This is a genomic window from Pseudarthrobacter equi (assembly GCF_900105535.1).
Classification (GTDB): domain Bacteria; phylum Actinomycetota; class Actinomycetes; order Actinomycetales; family Micrococcaceae; genus Arthrobacter; species Arthrobacter equi.
The window spans coordinates 242355-263145 of sequence record NZ_LT629779.1 but is presented as its reverse complement, the minus strand read 5'-3'; the positions used below and the strand labels follow the sequence as shown (position 1 = coordinate 263145).

The following is a 20791-nucleotide window of genomic DNA, read 5'->3' as shown; positions in this document are numbered from 1 at the left end:
AATACCCCACTTTACTCCTGACAGGAGGCGACGGTGCCTGCCGCAAAGAACCATCCCGCCACGCCAAGCCTGGTGGCACCCCGGCGCAGTTTCCTGGCCTCCGGCCTGGGTGTCGCCCTGTTCTCGTCCGCCGTCTTCGGCACGTCGGGATCGTTCGGCAAGGCGCTCCTGGAAACGGGATGGTCCCCGGGCGCCGCCGTCACGGCACGCCTCACCGGCGCCGCGCTCATCCTCGCCGTCCCGGCGGTCATCGCCCTGAAGGGCCGCTGGCACCAGCTGCGGGACAACTGGCTCACCATTCTGCTCTTTGGCCTGATCGGCGTGGCCGCGTGCCAGTTGTTTTATTTCAACGCGGTGGAGCGGCTCTCCGTGGGCGTCGCGCTGCTGCTCGAGTACCTTGCCCCGGTGATCATCGTCCTCTGGATCTGGGCGGCCAGCCGCAAGCGTCCGCGCGCGCTCACCTTTGGGGGAACCCTGCTGTCGCTGGCTGGCCTGGTGCTGGTCCTGGATCTCACCGGTGCCGTGAAGGTGGACCCGGTGGGTGTCCTCTGGGGCATGGCCGCAGCGGTCTGCCTGGCCATGTACTTCTTCATTACGGCAAAGGAAAATGACAGCCTGCCGCCCCTTCTGCTGGCATCCGGCGGCCTGATGGTGGGTGCCGCCGTCATGTGGCTGGCCGGCGCCACGGGACTGCTGCCCATGGCGTTCAACACGGCGGACACCACACTCGGCCCCTGGGTGACCCCGTGGTGGGTTTCGCTGGCCGGCCTGGTGGTCCTGGCAACAGTGCTGGCTTACGTCTCCGGAATCATGGCGGCCCGCGCACTGGGCTCCAAGGTGGCCTCGTTTGTCTCCCTCACCGAGGTGCTGTTCGCCGTGATCTGGGCCTGGCTGCTGCTCGGCGAGTTGCCCGGCGCCATCCAGCTTGTGGGCGGTGTCCTCATCGTGGGAGGCGTCCTCCTGGTCCGGCTCGACGAACTCCGGGCCCCGGCCCCGCAACCCTCACCCGGCCAGCCGACGGCGAAGGCGGGCTCACCGCTCGAGCACGCGAACGACGTCGAACCCGTGCCCTGAGTGCCCCGGCAAGCGCGGTCTTCCGCGCACGGCTGTCCGGGGCAGGGGAGTTGGGCAGGTCCGCCGGCACCTGAACCGAGATTAAACGGGGGAGGGCCCGGACACCTTGCGGTGCCCGGGCCCTCGCCGTCTACAAACAGGTTCCTGGTGACAGGACCTGCGCAGCCAGTGCTTAGCGGGAAGCCTGGTCCTGCTCTTCGGCGTTGCGCTTGGCCTTGTCGCCGGCTTCCTTCAGTGCTTCAGCAACCTTGGTCAGCATGGTGGTGTGCTGGCCCGACCATTCGTTGCGGAACTTGTCAGCGTCGGGGCCTTCCCAGTTGGTGCTGCTCAAAACCTTGGTGAGAGTGGACTTCTGCGTCTCAATCTCGGACGCACCTGCCTGAAGCTTGCTGCCCAGCTGACGAAGCTGCTGAACGTCTGCACCCCAAATAGCCATCAGTATCTCCTTGTTGGTAAGTGGATCCGAACCAGGTCGGCATCCCCAGCGGCCCCCCGGCTCATCCGGAAGATCCATTGCCTAAAACCTATCCCGGCCCTCAAAGGAGTGTCGATGGGCACCCCTGCCCATGCTGTCCTCCCCATGGACGGACCTCCTCAACCTGCCCTTAAAGCAGGCCTCGAAGGGTCGATCTTAGGCGCTCCAGAGCCTAGCATGGCCCTATGTGCCGGAACATCCGAACCCTTCACAACTTCGAACCGCACGCCACCTCCGAGGAGGTGCACGCCGCCGCGCTGCAGTATGTGCGCAAGATCAGCGGGAGCACGAAGCCGTCCAAGGCCAACCAGGACGCTTTCGATGACGCGGTCCACGAGATCGCCCACATCACCCAGCACCTGCTGGACGCGCTGGTGACGCAGGCGCCGCCGAAGGACCGCGATGAGGAAGCCGCCAAGGCCCGGGCGCGCGCCGCCGTCCGCTACGGCGCAGCCTGAGCCCGCGCTGCGTCTGCAAAGAACCCGTTACTTTCCGAAGCTCCGGAGCCGCAGCGAGTTGGCCACCACCAGTACGGAACTTGCGGCCATGGCAGCACCCGCGATCATGGGGTTGAGCAGGCCGAGCGCTGCCACCGGGATCCCGACGGCGTTGTAGAAGAAGGCCCAGAACAGGTTCGTCTTGATGGTGGCCAGGGTCCTGCGGGACAGCTCGATGGCCTGCGCCACCTGGGCAAGGTCGTTGCCCATCACCGTGAGGTCTGCGGCCTCGATGGCCACATCCGTCCCGGACCCCATCGCGATCCCCAGGTCCGCCTGCGCGAGGGCTGCGGCGTCGTTCACGCCGTCACCGGCCATGGCCACTGTTGCTCCCGCGGCCTGCAACCTGCGCACGGCCTCCACTTTGCCTTCCGGCAGCACTCCCGCGTAGACATCAGCGGGGGGAATCCCGACGGCGGCAGCCACCTGGGCGGCCACCGCGGCGTTGTCTCCGGTCAGCAGGATGGGGCGCAGGCCAAGGTCCTTCAGCCGTGCCACCGCAGCGGCAGAGCCTTCCTTGACCGTGTCCCGAAGGCTGATGATTCCTGCGGGGACACCGTCCACGGCCACCCAGACGGCCGTGGCGCCGGCCGCTTCTGCTTCTGCCAGTGCCTCCAGCTGCGCCGGGGATGGCTCAATGCCGTTGTCGCGGAGCCAGCCGCTGCGTCCGGCCAGGACCAGCCTGCCCTCCACTGTTCCGGTGACGCCGCCGCCCGGTGCGGAACGGAAGCCGTCGACATTGGGCAAGCGGCTGTCGTCGTCCGCGGCACTGCCCGGGCCAGCGTGGGCGGCCTCCTTGGCCGCCGCCGCGATGGCCCGCGCCACGGGGTGTTCCGATGCCGCCTCCACCGCCCCGGCGAGCCGCAGCACCTGCTGCTCATCGAAGGGGCCGAACGCGGTGGTGGAGCCGACCGCCAGCACACCGGTGGTCACGGTGCCCGTCTTGTCCAGCAGGATGGTGTCCACCGTGCGGGTGTCTTCGAGGACCTGCGGCCCCTTGATGAGGATGCCCAATTGGGCCCCGCGCCCGCTGCCGGTCAGGAGCCCCACCGGTGTGGCGAGGCCCAGCGCGCACGGGCAGGCAATGACCAGGACGGCGACTGCGGCAGTGAAAGCCTGGCGCAACCCGGCGTCGCCGGCCTCAGGACCTGCCACAAGAAGCCACAGCAGGAACGTCGCCGCGGCAATGGCCAGCACCACCGGGACGAAGACGGCGCTGATGCGGTCCGCCAGGCGGGCGATGGGCGCCTTGCCTGTCTGCGCCTGCGAGACCAGGCGGGCCATTTGCGCGAGGGTGGTTTCGGCGCCCACGCGGGTTGCCCGGACCAGCAGCCTGCCCGAGGTGTTGATGGTGGCGCCGGTGACCTTGCTGTCAGGGCCCACCTCCACGGGCACCGACTCGCCGGTCACCAGTGAGGCGTCCACCGCTGAGGTTCCATCGAGGACCACGCCATCGGTGGCGATTTTCTCGCCCGGACGGACCACCAGGACATCCCCCACTTGGAGCCGGTCCGCGGGAACCCGATATTCCACCCCGTCACGAAGGACTGCGGCGTCCTTGGCACCCAGGTTAAGGAGGGCCTTGAGGGCATCCCCGGCCTTCTGCTTGGCATTGGCCTCCAGATAGCGGCCCAGGAGCAGGAAGGTGGTGACCACTGCTGCCACCTCAAAGTAGAGGCCGCCGGCGTCCATGCCCTCCATGCCCGGGTGCTCGGTCATCCGCGGATCGGCTGCCAGCTGCCAGGCTGAGAACAGGTAGGCTGCCGTGACGCCGATCGAGACCAGCGTGTCCATGGTGGAGGCGAGATGCCGGGCATTGACGGCCGCGGCGCGGTGAAACGGCCAGGCCGCCCACGTGACGACCGGCAGCGCCAGGGCTCCTGCCGCCCAGCCCCAGTGTGGAAACTGGAACGCCGGAACCATGGATACCAGGAACACGGGAACTGTGAGGATGGCGGCCAGGATCAGGCGCGGACGCAGCTGCGCGGCCGTGCCGCCGTGCGCCATGTGATGGTCAGTGCCACCCGCATCCGGTCCGCCGGTGTCCGCGGGGGCCGGCGGGGTGCGCACCGTGGCGGTGTAACCGGCGGCATTGACGGTAGCCACCAGCTGTTCGTCGGTGATTCCCGCCGGTGCCGTGACATGGGCTGATTCCAGGGGGAGGTTGACCGAGGCCGCCACGCCCTCCAGTTTGCCGAGCTTCTTCTCCACCCGGTTGACGCAGGAAGCGCAGGTCATGCCCTCGATGTCCAGTTCCACCACGCGGATACCGGACGGTTGCAGCAGTTCCTGGTGGTTCATGCCGTCCTCTCAGGGTTGGTGCGGTGCGCGGGGGTCCCTACGCTTCGTTGGCGACGACCAGGTAGCCGGCCTCGGCCACGGCTTCACCGATTTCGGAGGGTGACAGTTTGCCCGTGGAGGTGATGGTGACGGTGGAAATGCCGCCGGCGTTGAGGTCAACGTCCACGGCTTCGACGCCGCTGAGGGCTTCGAGCTCCTCACTGACGGCGGAAATGCAGTGGCCGCAGGTCATGCCGGAGACGCTGACTTTCGTGGTGGTGGGGGAGGTGGTGCTCATGGCTGCTCCTTCGTAGCGTCCGGCGGGTGGCCGGCATGGGTGGTGGGTCTGGCGTGAAAAATTCGACTGGCTGTCAGCGGAGCAGGCGGCCGATGGCTTCAGCAGCTTCCTTGACCTTGGCATCGATGGCTTCGGCGCGTGCTTCCGGGTCCGGCTCAGCAGCGGCGCCCACTACGCAGTGGCCGATGTGCTCTTCCACCAACCCCAGGCTGACGGCGTGCAGCGCCTTGGTGACGGCGGAAACCTGGGTGAGGATGTCGATGCAGTATTTGTCCTCGTCCACCATCCGTGCAATGCCCCGGACCTGGCCTTCAATGCGTTTGAGGCGGCGCAGGTAGGCGTCCTTGTTGGCCGTGTACCCGTGCTCCGGTGCGTGCTGCTCCTGCTCCTGCGCTAATTCCGAGGGTGGCGCGGCTTCTGCCTGTTCGGTGGCGTCCATGGATTCAATGTATACCCCATCGGGGTATCGGTACAAGTACCCCCCAGGGGTATCCGTGCCCAATGCGGTCAGGGCACAAAAAAGCTCCGGAGTGCGTTATTGGGGGATACGCACTCCGGAGCAGCTCTTGGGCAAACCCGGCATCCACTCTCCGCGGAACCGGCCTGCTTGATTCAGCTTACTGTCTGGTAGGCAACTCCGCCACCACCCGGAATAACTACTTTCGCTTTATTTTATCCGGCCCTGTTGGAGGCCCGCTTTGACGCCGTTCCAGGCCCTATTCCGCAGCCATTGGCGAGCTGGCCCGGCCGGTGCTTCAGCTGTCCTCGTGCGCCGGCATCCTGTACGGAACCACCAGGACCGGCAGGCTCTGGTGGTGGCTGAGCCAGGCGCCCACCGATCCGTTGAGCGCCTCCGAAAGCCGGTGTGAGAATCCACGTTCCGAGGTGCCCACCACGATCATGGGTGCGTTGGTTTCGGCGGCCAGCCGGGCCAACGCCCGGGCGGGATCCCCGGCGAGCGTGCGCAGCGTCCATGCCACCGCTCCGCTGCCGGCAGGCACCTTTTCCATCGCCGCCATGATGTCCGCCTTCAGTCCGGTGGTCAGGGCGCGGATGTCCCCGTCATCGGCGTCAGGATGGAGGGAAAGCCGGTGGGCGGAGCGTGCGGGGTCCCATTCCACCAGGTAGCTGGCCTCGTCCACATACGCGCAGACCAATGGCTGGCCCAGCCGGGCGGCCAGGCTGGCAGCGGTGTGGAGGACTTCCGGGTGCTGCTTCGGCATGATGCCCACCAGTAGCGGGGCGGTACCGCTGAACCGTTCCGATGTCATAGCCCATTGTCCGCCCGGGATGCGGCAGGTGAACAGGTCCCGCCGGCCCTTGTCAGGGGACTGCGGGGGAGGCGGTCACCACCACGTTCTTCCCCCACGGATCCTGCGTGTAGCAGCTGATGAGGACCAGCCTGTTGGGAACGATGTCCCAGATGGGACTGTCCTTGAGGCTGGCCTTCACGTAGGTGGTCACGGTGTCCACCCGGTAGGAGATTGCTCCAGTGCCGGTCTCCACGGTGAATGAGTCGCCCACGCGGGCGGCTGAACTCAGGTGGTTGAAGGGGGCGTCCGCGCCGTCCCAGCTGTGGCCGATGACGTACGTGGTGTTGGCGGAGTTGTTGCCGGGTGTTCCGTAGGGGGTGAGCCAGTAGGCGTCCTTGGTCTCCGGCGGAACGATGGTCTGGCTGGCAGCTGCGGCTGAATCAGGTTCCAGCGGGTGGACCGGCACGTCGAGATCGGCGGACGGGTAGCTGATGCGGACCGGTGCCGCCGCTTCCGGAAGTGCAGGCTCCGGTGCCGCCTGCACCGGTGTCGCTGTGGCAGGCAAGCCAAGTGCCGGCGTCGTAGTGCTGGACGCGGCAGCCGATATGGGCGCGGGAGTGGCGGATGGGACGGGTTCGGCGGTGGCCGGTGCGGCCGCCACGGCGTTGACGACGGCGGGAGGCGGGCCCTGCTGCAGGAGAGGGCCGCCGAACGTGATGCCCATGGCTGCCGTGACGCCGCACAGGAGGATCGCCAGGTCGGTGCGGTTCAGGCGCCAACACGGCCGCCGTGGCCGCGCGGCCCGGCGGCTGTTCTCCTCGGCCATGGCACTCCTCCGGTGGATCGCTGGTGATGGGAAGGAAGGCGTCCCGCCGGGCACTGGCGGAACGCCTTCCTTGTCAGGGGCCGCGGCGCTGCGGCGTTGACGACGGCGTCAGCGGGCCGTAGGTGAGGAAGCCGACCGCCGGCGGATGGCCACGGCAGCTCCGGCGGCAACCAGTGCGCCGATGCCGCCCAGCCAGGCGGGTGAGGCCGGGTTGCCGCCGACGGCGGTCTGGGCGTTGTAGCCCTGGTTGGTTCCCATGCTGACGGGTGCAGCGGCCACCGCTCCCGTTGCCTGCTGCACCTGGGTGGCTGCGGGCTGGGCGGGCACCACCGGGGTCACCGCTGCCGGAGGCGCCACTGCCGGTGCTGCGGCGGGCGGGACCACGGGCGTCACTGCCGGGGGGACGACGGCCGGCGGGTTGTTCACGGGTGGATTGACAACCGGTGGGTTGTCGACCGGGGGATTATCCACAGGAGGATTGTCGACGGGCGGGTTGTCGACCGGGGGATTGTCCACCGGAGGGTTATCCACGGGCGGGTTATCGACCGGCGGATTGTCGACGGGAGGCGCCGCAACACAGCCGTTGTTGTAGATCGCCTGCCCGGCAGCGTCCCAGTTCTGCCCGTACTTTAGGCCGTCGTTGGGCGGAATGATGTCGTTGCCGTGTTTGCCATGCCCGTTCAGTGACGGGACCGCAACCGAGTTCACGGTGTAGTGGTTGGCGTTCGAGCCTGAGCCCGCGTGGCAGATGATGACCTTGTCGTCATCGCTCCAGCCGCGGTCAGCCACTGCGGGGGCGGCGACGACGAGTGCCGCCAGGCCCACGGCGCCGAGTGTTCCAATGGTGCGTTTCATTGTTCTCTCCCCAATTTTTGGCGTGAAACGGACCATGGCGGGGGAAGGCCAGCGGTGGCGCCCGTATGCCCCAGCAGCACGGTCAGCTTGCTTGAGGTTTCAGGCTAGGGGCGGCGCCCGGGGAGTTCCTCAGTAGGGTGTACTCGTCTTTTCCGGACCCGCCGGCGGCCAGGTTACTTGCCGGTACCCGATCTTTGCCCGCAACTACCTGTGGGGGAGGGCTGAGCCTTGTCCCGGAATTCGCCCGCGCCTAACGTTGATTTCAAAGAAAGGCGGGTGGATCTGGCATGGAAATTTTCATGTGGTGGCTGGACCTTGACCTGGACAGCAAGGAATGGCTCCGCGAGAACCTTCGGACAGGTGAGCTGCCGCTGCCGGTGCTCCAGGGCATCGCCGAAGCCGGCGGACCGCACCCGGACAACCCCGCTGCCGTGCTGACGGCCGCCGACTGGGACTTCATCGAAACCCAGTCCGAGTTCGTCGACTAGCGTCCCGTCCGGACCACCGCTCATTTTTCCCGTGCGCCAAAACCGTTGCAGCCTGCACACGGCGGTGGTTGCATGGTGGGCATGGCAACCGCAGAGAACTTTGTCTTAGCGATCGGGACCAAGAAAGGCCTGTGGCTGGCCACCAGCCAGGACAGGCGCGAATGGTCCTTCACCGGCCCCCACTTCCTGATGGCGGAGATTCCCAGCGTGGGGATCGACACCAGGGGCGGCCGCACCCGGATCATGGTGGGAGTGCGCAGTGAACACTGGGGCCCCACCGTAGCCCACTCGGATGACCTGGGCGCAACCTGGTCCGAACCCGAACAGGGTGCCATCAAATTCCCTGAGGACACCGGAGCCGCCGTGGAGCGCGTCTGGCAGATCTACCCGGACGCGGAATCCCGGCCGGGCGTGGTGTGGGCCGGCGCGGAACCCATCTCCGTGTGGAAATCCACTGACGGCGGTGAACACTTCGAACTGAACCGCGGCCTCTGGGACCACCCGCACCGCAGCGACTGGGGCGCCGGCTACGGCGGCGCGGCGGCACACTCCATCGTGGTCGATCCCGCCGGGGACACGGTCCACATCGCCATGAGCACCGGCGGCGTTTACCGATCGCTCGACGGCGGCACCTCCTGGGAGCCCCGCAACAAGGGGATCTCGGCGTACTTCATGCCGGATCCCAACCCCGAGTTTGGCCAGTGCGTCCACAAGATCGCGGCGGATTCCGCCGTGGAAGGCCGCCTGTATGCCCAGAACCATCACGGCGTGTACCGCACGGACGACAATGCGGACACCTGGACGTCGATCGCCGACGGCCTGCCCGCGGACTTCGGGTTCGTCATGCTGACGCACCCGCGCCGGGAAGGAACGGCCTGGGTGGTCCCGCTCAAAGCCGACGGCGAACGCATCCCTCCGGATGGGGACCTTGCGGTCCACCGGACTGACGATGCCGGAAACTCGTGGAAGCGGCTCAGCAACGGCCTGCCCGGCAAGGAATACAACAGTGTGCTGCGCGACGCCGCGTCGGTGGATACCGCCGAGCCGGCCGGAGTGTACTTCGGCACCCGCGGCGGGACGGTGTACGCAAGCGCGGACGAGGGGGAGACGTTCGCAGAGGTAATCGCGCACCTTCCGGACGTCCTGTGTGTCCGGGCGGCAGTGGTGGCCGGTGCCTGACATTACAGTGGTGCTACCCAGCGTCCTCCAGCCCCTGGCCGGCGGACAGTCCGTACTGACTGCGCCCGCCGACGGGCCGGTAACAGTGGGGCAGCTCCTCGATTCGGTCACTGCCGGGTTCGCTGTGCTCGCCCGGCGGCTCCGGGACGAAACGGGTGCGCTGCGCCGCTTCGTTAACGTCTACGTGGACGGTGACGAGGTACGGCGCCTGCAGGGGCTGGATACCGAGGTGTCCCCGGGCCAGGAGGTGCTGGTGATCCAGTCGGTGGCCGGCGGCTGACGGTTCATGCCGCGGATTCGGGCAGTCCTTACTGACTGCGCCCGATGCCGCGCCACTGGTGTGCCGCCGTCGTGCGTCAAGAAACGGATCAGGCGACGCGCCAGACCGTGCATTCGTCCGTATTGATGGCTTTGCGGAGGCCCGTGATCCGGTCCATGATCCAGACGACGCCGATTCCTGGCGCTGTTTCCTGGACGCTGCCGCGGCGGATCACCACATCGTCGTAGGAGGGCCCCACGGACAGCCGGGCTTCGATTTCGTCGCCGCGGTGGAGCTGATCCAAGGTGCGGACTCTGGTTACATGCGTGGTCGCCTTCTTCAACATCGGGGCCTCCTGGCTGGAGCTGGTGCCGGCTCTTGCCTGCATTCACCAGTGTGGGCTGCGAATGTTGCGTGCCCGTTTCCCCGCGGTTAGCTGCCGGTTAGTTCTTGGCGCCGGACCTGTAAATGTCCGGCCGCGCCTATGGTGGTGCCATGGAGATTCTGCAGGGGATCTGGGCTGTGGTGCTCGGGGCGGCGTCGCTGGCGCCCCTGGCGACCTTCGGCGTCGTCCTCGTTGCCTACCTGGCCTACCGGCAGCGGGACCGCGCGGACAGGCGGGACCAGTGGTGGAAGCGGGCGCAGTGGGCTCTTGATGCCGCCCTGGATGGCCGTGACCCGCACCGCCGGCTCGCAGGCCTGAAGGTGCTGGTCCAGCTCATCGGCAGTGACCTGGCAACCACCGAGGATGCCGACCTGATGAGCGCCTTGGCCGTGGGCATCCGGGAGGAAGAGGGCAGCGGCCGGCGCGGGGCGGCCGTCCCGCCGCCGGTTCAGGGGCTTATCGTGGCTGAGGCGGAACGGCTGGTCAAGGCCGCAGGGGCCAAGGGCCGTTCCTGACCCCGGGTTTTTACGCCGCTTCGCGGTTGCGGTAGCTCGCCAGGAACGTCGAAATCCGGCGGACCGCTTCCTCGATGTCCAGGACGGACGGGAGGATCACGAACCGGAAGTGGTCCGGCGTGGGCCAGTTGAAGGCCGTGCCGTGGGACACCAGGATCTTCTGGTCCCTGAGCAGGTCGATGACGAACTGCTCGTCGCTGGCGATCGGGTACAGCTCCGGGTCCAGTCGCGGGAACAGGTACATGGCCCCCGCCGCGGGGACACAGGTGATGCCCGGGATGGCGGTCAGCAGCTTATAGGCAAGGTCGCGCTGTTCACGGAGCCGGCCACCCGGCCGCACCAGGGCTTCGATGCTTTGGTAGCCGCCCAGGCAGGTCTGGATGGCGTGCTGGGCCGGGACATTGGGGCACAGCCGCAGGGACGCGAGCAGTTCCAGGCCTTCCCGGTAGGCGGCGGTTGCTGCGAGGGGTCCGGTGACCGCCACCCAGCCGGCCCGGTAGCCGGGCATCCGGTAGGCCTTGGAGAGTCCACTGAACGTCAGGCAGCACACGTCCTCGGCCACGGCCGCGGTGTGGATGTGCACGGCGTCCCCGTAGAGGACCTTTTCGTAAATCTCATCGGAGAACAGCACCAGGTTGTGCTTGCGGGCGAGGTCGGCGAACTGCTCCAGGATGCGGCGCGGGTAGACGGCGCCGGTGGGGTTGTTCGGGTTGATGATCACGATGCCCTTGGTGCGGCTGGTGATCCTGGCTTCGACGTCGGCCATGTTGGGCCACCAGTTGTCGGCTTCGTCGCAGAGGTAGTGGACCGGGGTGCCGCCGGTCAGTGTCACGGCGGCGGTCCAGAGCGGGTAGTCCGGTGCGGGCACCAGGATCTCGTCGCCGTTCTCCATGAACGCCTGCAGGCACATGGAAATCAGCTCGCTGACGCCGTTGCCGATGAAGATGTCCTCCACGCCGATGTTCATGAGGCCGCGGGTCTGGTAGTACTGCGAGATCGCTGTCCGTGCGGAGAAGATGCCCTTCGAATCGCTGTACCCCTGGGCGCCCCGCAGGTGGTGGATCATGTCCACCACCACGGACTCGGGAGTCTCCAGGCCGAACGGTGCGGTGTCGCCCAGGTTCATCTTCAGGATCCGGTGCCCCTCGGCCTCCATGTTCTTGGCTGCCTGGAGGATGGGTCCGCGGAGTTCGTACCGGACGTTCTGGAGTTTGCTGGAGTGTTGCATGGCGCGCATGGTTGATTTTTTCACAAAGCACGACGACGGGAGGCCGGTTCCTGCGCGAGTCCCCGCCCGGGCCGGTGCGCGCGCAGGAGAAGTCCCGTGCCGCCGTCGAACGTGGTGGTGTGAAACCGCGCAGCGCGGGCCACTTCGACGAAGCCCCAGGAGCTGTGCATGCCGATCGAGGCAGTGTTTCCGGCATTGACCACGTACCAGGCATCCGGGGTGCGGTCCCAGATCCACTGGAGCCGGGCCGCCGTGAGGGCGGCACCCACGCCGCGGCGGCGCTGTGACGGCCGGACCGTCACGCCGCCAAGGTAGTGGCCGGCGGGTGCGGGGCCGTCCGGATAGTCCCAGTAGTGGGTCTTGCCCCACCCGACCACCTCTCCCGCGGATTCCGCGACCACCACGAGCCGGTCCGGGTCTGCCAGCGCAGCGGCCAGGGCCGCGGTCCCCGAAGGGTTCCGGCCGCTTTGCCGGTCGGTCTCGAGGATGCCGGGCAGGTCCCCTTCTTCCGCCGGACGCACCGTAACCATCGTTAACGTCTACCCTTATGGGCCGCTCTGTGTCGAGGACATGGGCTTGCGATGCACGGGGACCAGTACTTGACCGATAAGTTTGGTACTTGTAATACCGCTGGGCCTGCGCAGTGCGGGAATGCGGACGGGAAAGGAAGTACCCCTATGGGCGGCGTGCTGGTGGGGCTGGCCGTAATCGGTGCCGTGATTGCCGTGGGCTATCTGGCCGCGCGGTGCGGACTGGGTGACGAGCACACCGTCTCCGCGCTGACGAAGATCGCCTTCTTCATCACCAACCCGGTGCTCCTCTTTACCGTGGTGCTGAAATCCGACATCTCCGTGGTGTTCTCCGCCTACGTCCCGCTGGCCCTCCTCACCGCCACCATCACTGCCCTCTTGTACGTCGCCGCCAGCCGTATCTGGTTCCGCCGCCCCATGGCTGACACGGCCGTGGGTGCCATGGCCAGTTCCTACGTCAACGCCAACAACATCGGCATTCCCATCACCCTGTACGCCCTGGGTGACGCCACGCCGGTGGCCCCGGTGCTGCTGGTCCAGCTGCTCCTGCTGGCACCCCTGGTCCTGACCGTCCTGGACCTCTCCGCCGCGGGCCGCTTCTCGCCGCGGCTGATGCTGACGCAGCCCTTCCGGAACCCGATGATCATCGCCACCCTCCTCGGAGCCGTCCTGGCCGCCTTCCACGTGAAGCTGCCCGAACCGGTCATGGCGCCGCTGACGCTGCTGGGCGGTGCGGCGGTGCCGGTGGTGCTGCTGGCCTTCGGGATGTCACTGCGCGGTACGCGAATGCTCCGGAGCGGCGGGCACACGGCCGAAATCCTTACCGCCACCGCGCTGAAGTCCGCAGTGATGCCCGCGGTGGCCTACGTCGTGGGCCGTTTTCTCTTCAACCTCGAACCGCACATGCTCCTGGGCGTGGTGCTCATGGCCGCGCTCCCGCCGGCCCAGAACGTGTTCCTCTTCGCCAGCAGATACGGCCGGGGCATGGCGGTGGCGCGGGAGACCATCCTCATTTCGACGGCGGCGGCTGCCCCGGTCCTGGTCCTGATCGTCTGGCTCCTGGCCGCCTGAGCCTGCTGAATCCGGCGAAGGCCGCGCCGCGCCGGGCGTCCCGGGGGTACCGCCCCCGCCACCTGCCGGGCAAGAATGGGCACATGGAACTTCCCGTGATGCCGCCCGTCCCGCCCATGCTTGCCAAGGCCGTCAGCGGCATCGACGGCATTCCGAAAGGCGGGGACCTTAGCTACGAACCCAAATGGGACGGCTTCCGGTCCATCATCTTCCGCGACGGAGACGAGCTGGAGATCGGCAGCCGCAACGAAAAACCGATGACCCGCTACTTCCCCGAGCTCGTGGCCGCACTCAAGGAAAACCTCCCGGAGCGCTGCGTGGTTGACGGCGAAATCATCCTGGTGGGTGCCTCCGGTGACCGGCTGGACTTCGACACCCTGCAGCAGCGCATCCACCCCGCCGCCAGCCGGGTGAAGCTCCTGTCCGAGCAGACGCCCGCCTCCTTCGTGGCCTTCGACCTCCTGGCCCTGGACGGTGACGACTACACCGGCAGGCCCTTCGCCGAACGCCGGGCCGCCCTGGAAAAGGCGCTCGCGGCCAGCAAGGCTCCGGTCCACCTCACCGCTGCCACCACGGACAAGGACACGGCAAGCCAGTGGTTCGAGCAGTTCGAAGGGGCAGGGTTGGACGGCTTGGTGGCCAAACGCCTGGACGGAACGTACCAGCCGGACAAGCGGACGATGTTCAAGGTCAAGCATGAACGCACCGCCGACTGCGTGGTGGCCGGGTACCGGCTGCACAAGAGCGGCCCGGACGTCATCGGCTCGCTGCTCCTGGGCCTGTACAAGGACGACGGCGGCCTGGCGAGCGTGGGCGTGATCGGCGCCTTCCCGATGAAGCGCCGGCAGGAGCTTTTCCAGGAGCTGCAGCCGCTGGTGACCGACTTCGACAACCACCCATGGGCCTGGGCGAAGCAGGAGGACGGGGAGCGGACGCACCGCAACGCCGAGGGCAGCCGCTGGAGCGCCGGGAAGGACCTGTCCTTCGTGCCGCTCCGGCCCGACCTGGTGGTGGAGGTCCGCTACGACCACATGGAAGGCGAGAGGTTCCGCCACACCGCCCAGTTCAACCGCTGGCGGCCGGACCGGGATCCGGAGTCCTGCACGTACGCGCAGCTGGAGGAGCCGGTGAACTTTGACCTGGCTTCCGTGCTGGAGACCGGCAAGCCTTAATTATGCAGGGCGCAGGCCCGCTGCCGGGCCGCCGTCGTGCACTCCTGCCCAGTTACCGGCACCCCGCCGCTGCCCACAGCTTGGAAAAGCCCGCCACCGCCGGGCTTTGCAGGAGGTGGCGGGCTTTGTCCGGTCGCTAACCGGGAAGGAGTGTACGGGCGGAGGGCCTACTTGAGGCCGAGCTCCTTGGTGGGGGTCTTGTAGGATTCCTTGGCCGTCATGGCCGAGACAGCAGCGATGACGCAGATGACCGCGGTGAAGATGCTGATCTGCACCCAGCCGCCCGGCTTGATGCCACCCATCGCGGCCACGATGGCCGGAGCGAACCCTGCCATCAGGAAGCCCAGCTGCGTGCCGATGGCCAGGCCGGAGAAGCGGACCCTGGTGCTGAACATTTCGGCGTAGAAGGACGGCCATACGGCGTTGGCGGCGGCGTAACCGCAGGAGAACATGCCGATCGCGGCCAGGAACATCAGCGGGACGCTGCCGGATTCCAGGCTCAGCAGGAACAGCGGGGTGAGCACCGCACTGGCCAGGGCGCCGTAGATGTAGACGGGCTTGCGGCCGATCTTGTCTGCCAGCATGCCGAAGAGTGGCTGGGTGCCCAGGGCTACCAGGTTGGCGCCCACTACGAGCCACAGTGTGGTGGTGCCGTCCACGCCGGCCACGGTCTTGGCGTAGCTGATGGCGAGGGTACCGAACACGGTGGACACGGCGGCGATGAAGGCACAGCAGATCACGCGGAGCACATCGCGCCAGTGGCCCTTGAGGAGGTCGGCGACGGGAAGCTTGGAGATCTGGGCGGACTTCTGGGCTTCCGCGAAGGCGGGTGGCTCGTGCAGGGTGCGCCGGATGAAGAACGCCACCACAACCACCACTGCGCTGAGCCAGAACGGGATGCGCCAGCCGATGCCGTACTTGATCTCGTCCGGCAGGGCGAGGACGGGGATGAACACCAGCGCTGCGAGGATTTGGCCGCCCTGGGTACCGGTCAGGGTCCAGGACGTGAAGAAGGACCGGCGGTTGTCCGGGGCGTGCTCCAGGGTCATGGAGGAAGCACCGGCCTGTTCGCCGGCTGCTGAGAGGCCTTGGCAGAGGCGGGCCAGCACCAGCAGCGCGGGAGCCCACCACCCTACGGTGTTGAAGTCCGGCAGGCAGCCGATGAGGAAGGTTGAAGCACCCATCAGGACGAGGGTGAACATCAGGACTTTCTGCCGGCCCACCCTGTCGCCGAAGTGGCCCAGGATGACGGCGCCCACCGGCCGCGCAATGTACGCGAAGCCGAAGGTGGCGAAGGACATGATGGCCGCGTTGGCGTCAGCGCTGGGGAAGAAGACCGTGGGGAAGATCAGTGCGGCCGCCGAGCCGAAGATGAAGAAGTCGTAGTATTCGACGGCGCTGCCCAGGAAGCTGGCGAGTGCGGCTTTCTTGGGGGTGCCGGTATGCGTGGCGGTGCCCGCTCCGGCGGAAGGAAGTGTCTGGCTCATGGAGTTCCTTTGTGTGACGGCATTGTCGCGGATGGTTCAGGAGTCGCAGCCGCCGCGGCCTGGGTGCGGGCGGGGCGCGATGCGGCTGGAGTCCTCTCAAGACCCGAGCGAGTAGCCACATGGTGAGAGCTACTTGTGCGATACAGCAATGATGGCTGTGAGGGCTGTCACTTGTCAAGGAAATAATCACCATCTAGAAATAGCTCTCACATTGTGGCAACATCGACGCATGAGTGTGAATCAAGCCACAATGGCCGATGGTGTCCAGGATGATCCGACGGGAGGGGGTGGCCCTGCCATTCCTGACGTGCAGGGTGATTCCCCGGAGGCGGCCAAGGGTGCCGGCCGGAAGGGCGCCGAACGGACCGACATGGTGGGCAAGGCCCTTGGCCTGTTGGTGCTCCTGGGCGAAGAGCCGCGCGGTGCCAGCGCAGCGGAGATTTCGCGGCGCGCGGAGCTGCCCTTCAGCACCACCTACAGGCTCCTCGGCTCGCTCGCCCGCGACGGTTTCGTGGACTATGAGCCGGATGGCCGGCGCTACCATCTGGGCCTGCGGATCTTCCAGCTGGGCCAGCGGGTGTCCAATCATCATGGTTTCGCCGGAGCCGCCCTGCCGGTCCTTCGCCGGGTCACGGAGCAGACCGGCGAGGCCACCATCCTCAGCGTTCGCGACGGCCATCACCACCTGACGGTCAACAAGGTGGACGGCCCGCAGATGTTCCGGGTGACCAGCGACCCCGGCCACCTGGGCTCGCTGTCCGCCACCGCCGTCGGCAAGGCGCTGGTGGCCTTTGCCGAGGACGCCGAGCGCGAAAACCTCCTCGCCGAGCTGCCGCTCGAGCCGCTGACGGAAAAGTCCATCACAGACCGCGATGGCTTCCGCCGCGAGATCGAGCAGGTGCGCCGCCAGGGCTACGCCGTGATGGACGAGGAAAACGAGATCGGCATGCGTGCCGTCGCGGTCCCGCTGCTCAACAGCCAGGGGCACGCCTTTGCGTCGCTGGCGACGGCGGCTCCGGTCTTCCGCATGACCCTGGACGAGCTGAAGGCGCACGTATTGCTCCTGCAGGATGCTGCGGCTGAGCTGGCCGCGCGGCTTCCGCAAAGGTAGCCCCGCCCTAAGTGTTCGCTAGTCGAACATTAGTGCGCAGAATGAACAATTGCTGTACTGTAATCCCTGTCACCGGCGTGCCGCCCCGCGGCCCGGTGCCGTTACCAAAGGAGCTGCACGGATGAGCCAACGAACTGAGTCCTACCTGGTGGGACTGGTTGGAGATGGCGTGACGCCATCGCTCACCCCGCCCATGCACGAACGGGAAGGTGACGTGCAGGGCCTGCGCTACCTGTACCGCCCCATTGACCTCCTCGAACTTGGCCTGGCGGGGGACTCCGTGGGCGAGGTCCTCCGGAGCGCCCGCACGCTGGGCTTCAATGGCCTGAACATCACGCATCCCTGCAAGCAGCTGGTCCTGCAGCACCTGGATGAGGTGAGCCCTGATGCCCGCCGGCTCGGTGCCGTCAACACCGTGGTCATCCGGGACGGCCGCTTCATCGGCCACAACACCGACTTCTCCGGCTTCGCCGCAGCCCTCGCCTCGGGTCTCCCCGGCGCCCGGTTGGACCGTGTGGTGCAGCTCGGCGCGGGAGGTGCCGGGTCCGCCGTCGCGTACGCCCTGCTCAGCGCGGGCGTGACTGTGCTGGACCTGGTGGACATGGATCCCGAACGGGCGGCCGCACGCGCAGCGGAATTGTCCGGCTTTTTCCCTGACAGCACCGTCACGGCACGCACCACGGCGGAGCTGCCGCAGCTCATGCCCCTGGCCGACGGCCTGGTGCACTGCACCCCGGTGGGCATGGCCGCGCACCCCGGCGTTCCGCTGGACCTGCAGCTGCTCGAGCCCAGGCACTGGGTGGCTGACATTGTCTACCGGCCCATCGAGACCGAGCTGGTCCGCGGCGCCCGCGCCAAGGGCTGCGAGGTCCTGGACGGCGGCCGTATGGCCGTGGGCCAGGCTGCCGACGCCTTCCGGATCTTCACCGGCCTCGACGCCGACCCGGAGCGGATGCGCAGCCACTTCCTTGAGCTTGTGGCCGCCGAGGAGGTGGCTGCCTGATGCGTACTGGTATCGCCACCGTCTGCCTTTCCGGCACCTTGAAGGAAAAGATGCAGGCCTGCGCCATTGCGGGCTTCGACGGCATCGAAATCTTCGAACAGGACCTGGTCACCTCACCGCTGAGCCCCGAAGACGTGCGGAAAATGGCCGCTGACCTGGGGCTGGGCCTGGACCTTTACCAGCCGTTCCGGGATTTCGACGGCGTCACCCCGGACCTGCTCAAGGCCAACCTCCGCCGCGCCGAGGCCAAGTTCAAGCTGATGTCCCGCCTGGGCATGGACACCATCCTGGTGTGCTCCAACGTTGCCACCGCAACGATCGATGACGACGGCGTCCGGGCAGAACAGCTGGCGCAGCTGGCCGGCCTGGCCGGGGACCACGGCGTCAAGGTGGCCTACGAGGCGCTGGCCTGGGGCAAGTACGTCAACGACTACGAACACGCCTACCGCCTGGTGGAGATGGTGGACCACCCCAACCTGGGCACCTGCCTGGACTCCTTCCACATCCTGTCCCGTGACTGGGACACCGCACCGATCGAACAGATCAACCCGGAGAAGATCTTCTTCGTCCAGGTGGCTGACGCCCCCAAACTGTCCATGGACGTCCTGTCCTGGAGCCGCCACTACCGTGTCTTTCCGGGCGAAGGGCAGTTCGAGCTCGCCAAGTTCATGGGCCACGTGGTCCGCGCCGGCTACACCGGCCCGGTGTCGCTGGAGGTCTTCAATGACGTTTTCCGGCAGTCCGATGTGGAGCGGACGGCCGTCGATGCCATGCGCTCGCTCATCTGGCTGGAGGAACAGAGCGCCAAGTGGCTCGGGGACAACGCCGGGACCGGCACGGACGGTGCGGCGGCAGGCGGCGCCGCCCACCGGCGTCGTTATCCCATGGAACTGGCCACGCTCCCCAAGGTGAACGAACCCGCCGGCTTCAACTTCGCCGAGGTGAAGGCGGACGATACCGCCCAGCTGGAGAGGCTCCTGGGCCAGCTTGGCTTCGGATTCGAAGGCCGGCACCGCACCAAAGATGTCCAGCTGTGGACCATGGGGCAGGCTCGGGTCATCATCAACGAGCAGGCTGCCTCGCACGCCGAGCCGTCCATCGCGGCCCTGGGGTTCGACGTCGATTCCCCCGTGATTGCCTCAGCCCGGGCCCAGCAGCTCAAGGCACCGGTGGTGGCCCGCAAGGTCCAGGCCGACGAGGAAGTCTTCCAAGGAATCTCCGCCCCGGATTCCACCGAGATCTTCCTCTGCCAGGGCAGCCCGGACGGCACCGCCGCGTGGACCCACGAATTCGGCGAAGGGCTCGAACACGCACGGTCCGCGCTGAATGCGGTGATCGACCACGTGAACCTGGCCCAGCCGTGGCAGCACTTCGACGAAGCCGTGCTTTTCTACACCAGCGCTCTCGCCCTGGAACCGCAGCCGTTCGCGGAGGTCCCCAGCCCCAGCGGCCTGGTCCGCTCCCAGGTCATGGAAACGGCCGACGGCGCCGTCCGGCTGGTGCTGAATCTCGCCCCCGTGCAGCAGGGCCACGCCCCGAAGACCTACCAGGAGCACATCGCCTTCGCGGTGGACGACCTCGTGGCGGCGGCACGGGCCGCCCGGTCCCGCGGCCTGGACTTCCTTGAGATCCCCGCCAACTACTACGAGGACCTGGACGCCCGGTTCGACCTCGCCCCCGGCTTCCTGGCCACGCTCCGGGAGCTCAACCTCCTGTACGACCGGGACGCGGACGGCGAGTTCCTGCACTTCTACACAGCCACCGTGGGCAGCGTGTTCTTCGAAATGGTGGAACGCCGCGGAGGCTACAGCGGCTACGGCGCCCCGAATGCGCCCGTCCGCCACGCCGTCCAATACGACTCACTGCACCGCTGACCACACAACGCACCAGAGAACACCCCCAGAAAGGAGCCGGACGTGCCGGAAGAGACACACGCCCAGCCTGAAACGGATGAGTCCGTACCGCCCGCCGAGCCGAAGGCGGCCCACCTGCCGCTGGACAAGGCCATCGAAACCCAGGCCGACCTCAGTGCCGAGATCAGCTCCATCGGCGAGGCCTACCGGCGCGCGCTCAAGGACGACGCGCAGCCGGAGGTCCAGCCCCGTTTGGACTACCCGCCGTACCGGAGCAGCATCCTGCGCCACCCCACCAAGAGCCTGCACCACACAGACCCGGAAACCATCGAGCTGTACTCACCGGCGTTCGGGCACCAGGACGTGCACGCACTGGAATCGGACCTGACCATCCAGCACAACGGCGAGCCCCAGGGTGAGCGGATCATCGTGGCTGGCCGCGTCCTGGACGGTGACGGCCGTCCGGTGGCCGGGCAGCTCGTGGAAATCTGGCAGGCGAACGCCTCCGGCCGCTACATCCACAAGCGGGACCAGCACCCGGCGCCCATCGACCCCAACTTCACGGGAATCGGCCGCTGCATCACCGGCCCGGACGGCTCCTACCGCTTCACCACCATCAAGCCCGGCGCCTACCCGTGGAAGAACCACCTGAACGCCTGGCGCCCGGCACACATCCACTTCTCGCTGTTCGGCACCGAGTTCACGCAGCGCATCATCACCCAGATGTACTTCCCCGGCGACCAGCTCTTCCCGCTGGACCCCATCTACCAGACCATCGTGGACCAGGGCGCCCGCGACCGGCTGGTGGCCAGCTACGACCACAGCCTCACTGAACCCGAGTGGGCCCTGGGCTACAACTGGGACATCGTCCTGACCGGGGCCAAGCGGACCTGGACCGAAAACGAGGCACTGGGTGCCGCCGGCGACGACGACAACGAATAGGCAGAGGACC

The 20791-nt window shown here is 67.3% G+C and carries 23 protein-coding genes; 12 read left to right on the top strand and 11 right to left on the bottom strand.

All coding sequences use genetic code 11. The annotated features are described in order from the left end of the window. Positions 1 to 33 precede the first annotated feature (33 nt). Complete coding sequence (locus BLT71_RS01155) at positions 34 to 1074, top strand: EamA family transporter (RefSeq protein ID WP_172829885.1); 1041 nt, start codon at positions 34 to 36, stop codon at positions 1072 to 1074. 172 nt (positions 1075 to 1246) lie between these two features. Here BLT71_RS01155 and BLT71_RS01150 read toward each other — a convergent pair whose 3' ends face one another. Further along, complete coding sequence (locus BLT71_RS01150; RefSeq protein WP_045731203.1) at positions 1247 to 1510, bottom strand: WXG100 family type VII secretion target; 264 nt, start codon at positions 1508 to 1510, stop codon at positions 1247 to 1249. 224 nt (positions 1511 to 1734) lie between these two features. Here BLT71_RS01150 and BLT71_RS01145 point away from each other — a divergent pair, with 224 nt between their 5' ends. Next, a complete protein-coding gene (locus tag BLT71_RS01145) occupies positions 1735 to 2007 on the top strand; it encodes a DUF2277 domain-containing protein (RefSeq protein ID WP_015939020.1) in 273 nt (90 codons plus the stop codon). 27 nt (positions 2008 to 2034) lie between these two features. On the opposite strand, the gene BLT71_RS01140 is transcribed toward BLT71_RS01145, so the two are convergent. From BLT71_RS01140 to BLT71_RS01115, 6 genes are all read right to left on the bottom strand, one after another. Next, positions 2035 to 4347 (bottom strand): heavy metal translocating P-type ATPase, encoded by a 2313-nt coding sequence (locus BLT71_RS01140; protein ID WP_091716855.1) that lies wholly within the window; start codon positions 4345 to 4347, stop codon positions 2035 to 2037. Between the two features lie 37 nt (positions 4348 to 4384). Next, positions 4385 to 4624: a heavy-metal-associated domain-containing protein gene (locus BLT71_RS01135; RefSeq protein ID WP_091716853.1), complete on the bottom strand. Its 240-nt coding sequence runs from the start codon at positions 4622 to 4624 to the stop codon at positions 4385 to 4387. A 73-nt stretch (positions 4625 to 4697) separates the two neighbouring features. Next, positions 4698 to 5063 carry a metal-sensitive transcriptional regulator gene (locus BLT71_RS01130; protein ID WP_091716851.1) on the bottom strand — a complete coding sequence of 122 codons (366 nt, stop codon included), beginning with the start codon at positions 5061 to 5063 and terminating at the stop codon, positions 4698 to 4700. Positions 5064 to 5379: 316 nt separating this feature from the next. Then, complete coding sequence (locus tag BLT71_RS01125) at positions 5380 to 5895, bottom strand: universal stress protein (RefSeq protein WP_091716850.1); 516 nt, start codon at positions 5893 to 5895, stop codon at positions 5380 to 5382. Positions 5896 to 5947: 52 nt separating this feature from the next. After that, positions 5948 to 6703 (bottom strand): class F sortase, encoded by a 756-nt coding sequence (locus BLT71_RS01120; protein ID WP_091716848.1) that lies wholly within the window; start codon positions 6701 to 6703, stop codon positions 5948 to 5950. A gap of 108 nt (positions 6704 to 6811) precedes the next feature. After that, positions 6812 to 7558 carry a hypothetical protein gene (locus BLT71_RS01115; RefSeq protein WP_157693405.1) on the bottom strand — a complete coding sequence of 249 codons (747 nt, stop codon included), beginning with the start codon at positions 7556 to 7558 and terminating at the stop codon, positions 6812 to 6814. 287 nt (positions 7559 to 7845) lie between these two features. On the opposite strand from BLT71_RS01115, the gene BLT71_RS01110 reads away from it, so the two are divergent. The 3 genes from BLT71_RS01110 (at position 7846) to BLT71_RS01100 (ending at position 9505) form a co-directional block, all read left to right on the top strand. Further along, on the top strand, positions 7846 to 8046 hold the full coding sequence (locus BLT71_RS01110; RefSeq protein ID WP_056080394.1) for a hypothetical protein: 201 nt from the start codon (positions 7846 to 7848) through the stop codon (positions 8044 to 8046). 72 nt (positions 8047 to 8118) lie between these two features. Continuing rightward, positions 8119 to 9225 (top strand): WD40/YVTN/BNR-like repeat-containing protein, encoded by a 1107-nt coding sequence (locus tag BLT71_RS01105; RefSeq protein WP_091716846.1) that lies wholly within the window; start codon positions 8119 to 8121, stop codon positions 9223 to 9225. Continuing rightward, a complete protein-coding gene (locus BLT71_RS01100; protein ID WP_015939011.1) occupies positions 9218 to 9505 on the top strand; it encodes a MoaD/ThiS family protein in 288 nt (95 codons plus the stop codon). Before BLT71_RS01105 ends, BLT71_RS01100 begins: the two co-directional genes overlap by 8 nt. Positions 9506 to 9593: 88 nt before the next feature. Here BLT71_RS01100 and BLT71_RS01095 read toward each other — a convergent pair whose 3' ends face one another. Continuing rightward, on the bottom strand, positions 9594 to 9830 hold the full coding sequence (locus BLT71_RS01095) for a hypothetical protein (RefSeq protein ID WP_015939010.1): 237 nt from the start codon (positions 9828 to 9830) through the stop codon (positions 9594 to 9596). 149 nt (positions 9831 to 9979) lie between these two features. On the opposite strand from BLT71_RS01095, the gene BLT71_RS01090 reads away from it, so the two are divergent. Next, on the top strand, positions 9980 to 10384 hold the full coding sequence (locus tag BLT71_RS01090; protein WP_157693404.1) for a hypothetical protein: 405 nt from the start codon (positions 9980 to 9982) through the stop codon (positions 10382 to 10384). 10 nt (positions 10385 to 10394) lie between these two features. Here BLT71_RS01090 and BLT71_RS01085 read toward each other — a convergent pair whose 3' ends face one another. Continuing rightward, complete coding sequence (locus tag BLT71_RS01085) at positions 10395 to 11621, bottom strand: pyridoxal phosphate-dependent aminotransferase (RefSeq protein WP_091723724.1); 1227 nt, start codon at positions 11619 to 11621, stop codon at positions 10395 to 10397. A gap of 11 nt (positions 11622 to 11632) precedes the next feature. After that, positions 11633 to 12142, bottom strand: coding sequence for a GNAT family N-acetyltransferase (locus BLT71_RS01080; protein ID WP_091716843.1), 510 nt, complete (start codon positions 12140 to 12142; stop codon positions 11633 to 11635). A 147-nt stretch (positions 12143 to 12289) separates the two neighbouring features. On the opposite strand from BLT71_RS01080, the gene BLT71_RS01075 reads away from it, so the two are divergent. Together BLT71_RS01075 and BLT71_RS01070 are read left to right on the top strand one after the other, a co-directional pair. Then, positions 12290 to 13213, top strand: a complete 924-nt coding sequence (locus BLT71_RS01075; RefSeq protein WP_091716841.1) for an AEC family transporter — start codon at positions 12290 to 12292, stop codon at positions 13211 to 13213. 83 nt (positions 13214 to 13296) lie between these two features. Then, positions 13297 to 14385 (top strand): ATP-dependent DNA ligase, encoded by a 1089-nt coding sequence (locus BLT71_RS01070; protein WP_091716839.1) that lies wholly within the window; start codon positions 13297 to 13299, stop codon positions 14383 to 14385. 167 nt (positions 14386 to 14552) lie between these two features. Here the strand turns inward: BLT71_RS01070 and BLT71_RS01065 are convergent, their stop codons facing one another. Then, on the bottom strand, positions 14553 to 15872 hold the full coding sequence (locus tag BLT71_RS01065; RefSeq protein ID WP_091716837.1) for an MFS transporter: 1320 nt from the start codon (positions 15870 to 15872) through the stop codon (positions 14553 to 14555). Between the two features lie 229 nt (positions 15873 to 16101). Here BLT71_RS01065 and BLT71_RS01060 point away from each other — a divergent pair, with 229 nt between their 5' ends. From BLT71_RS01060 to pcaH, 4 genes are all read left to right on the top strand, one after another. Next, entirely contained in the window at positions 16102 to 16983 is an 882-nt protein-coding gene (locus BLT71_RS01060) for an IclR family transcriptional regulator (protein WP_407681229.1), read from the top strand. Positions 16984 to 17104: 121 nt separating this feature from the next. Then, entirely contained in the window at positions 17105 to 17986 is an 882-nt protein-coding gene (locus tag BLT71_RS01055; RefSeq protein ID WP_091716835.1) for a shikimate dehydrogenase, read from the top strand. Next, a complete protein-coding gene (locus BLT71_RS01050) occupies positions 17986 to 19860 on the top strand; it encodes a bifunctional sugar phosphate isomerase/epimerase/4-hydroxyphenylpyruvate dioxygenase family protein (RefSeq protein WP_091716833.1) in 1875 nt (624 codons plus the stop codon). The genes BLT71_RS01055 and BLT71_RS01050 overlap by 1 nt, the downstream gene beginning before the upstream one ends. Positions 19861 to 19902: 42 nt before the next feature. Further along, positions 19903 to 20781 (top strand): protocatechuate 3,4-dioxygenase subunit beta, encoded by an 879-nt coding sequence (pcaH, locus tag BLT71_RS01045; protein WP_091716831.1) that lies wholly within the window; start codon positions 19903 to 19905, stop codon positions 20779 to 20781. The last annotated feature ends 10 nt before the right edge of the window (positions 20782 to 20791 follow it).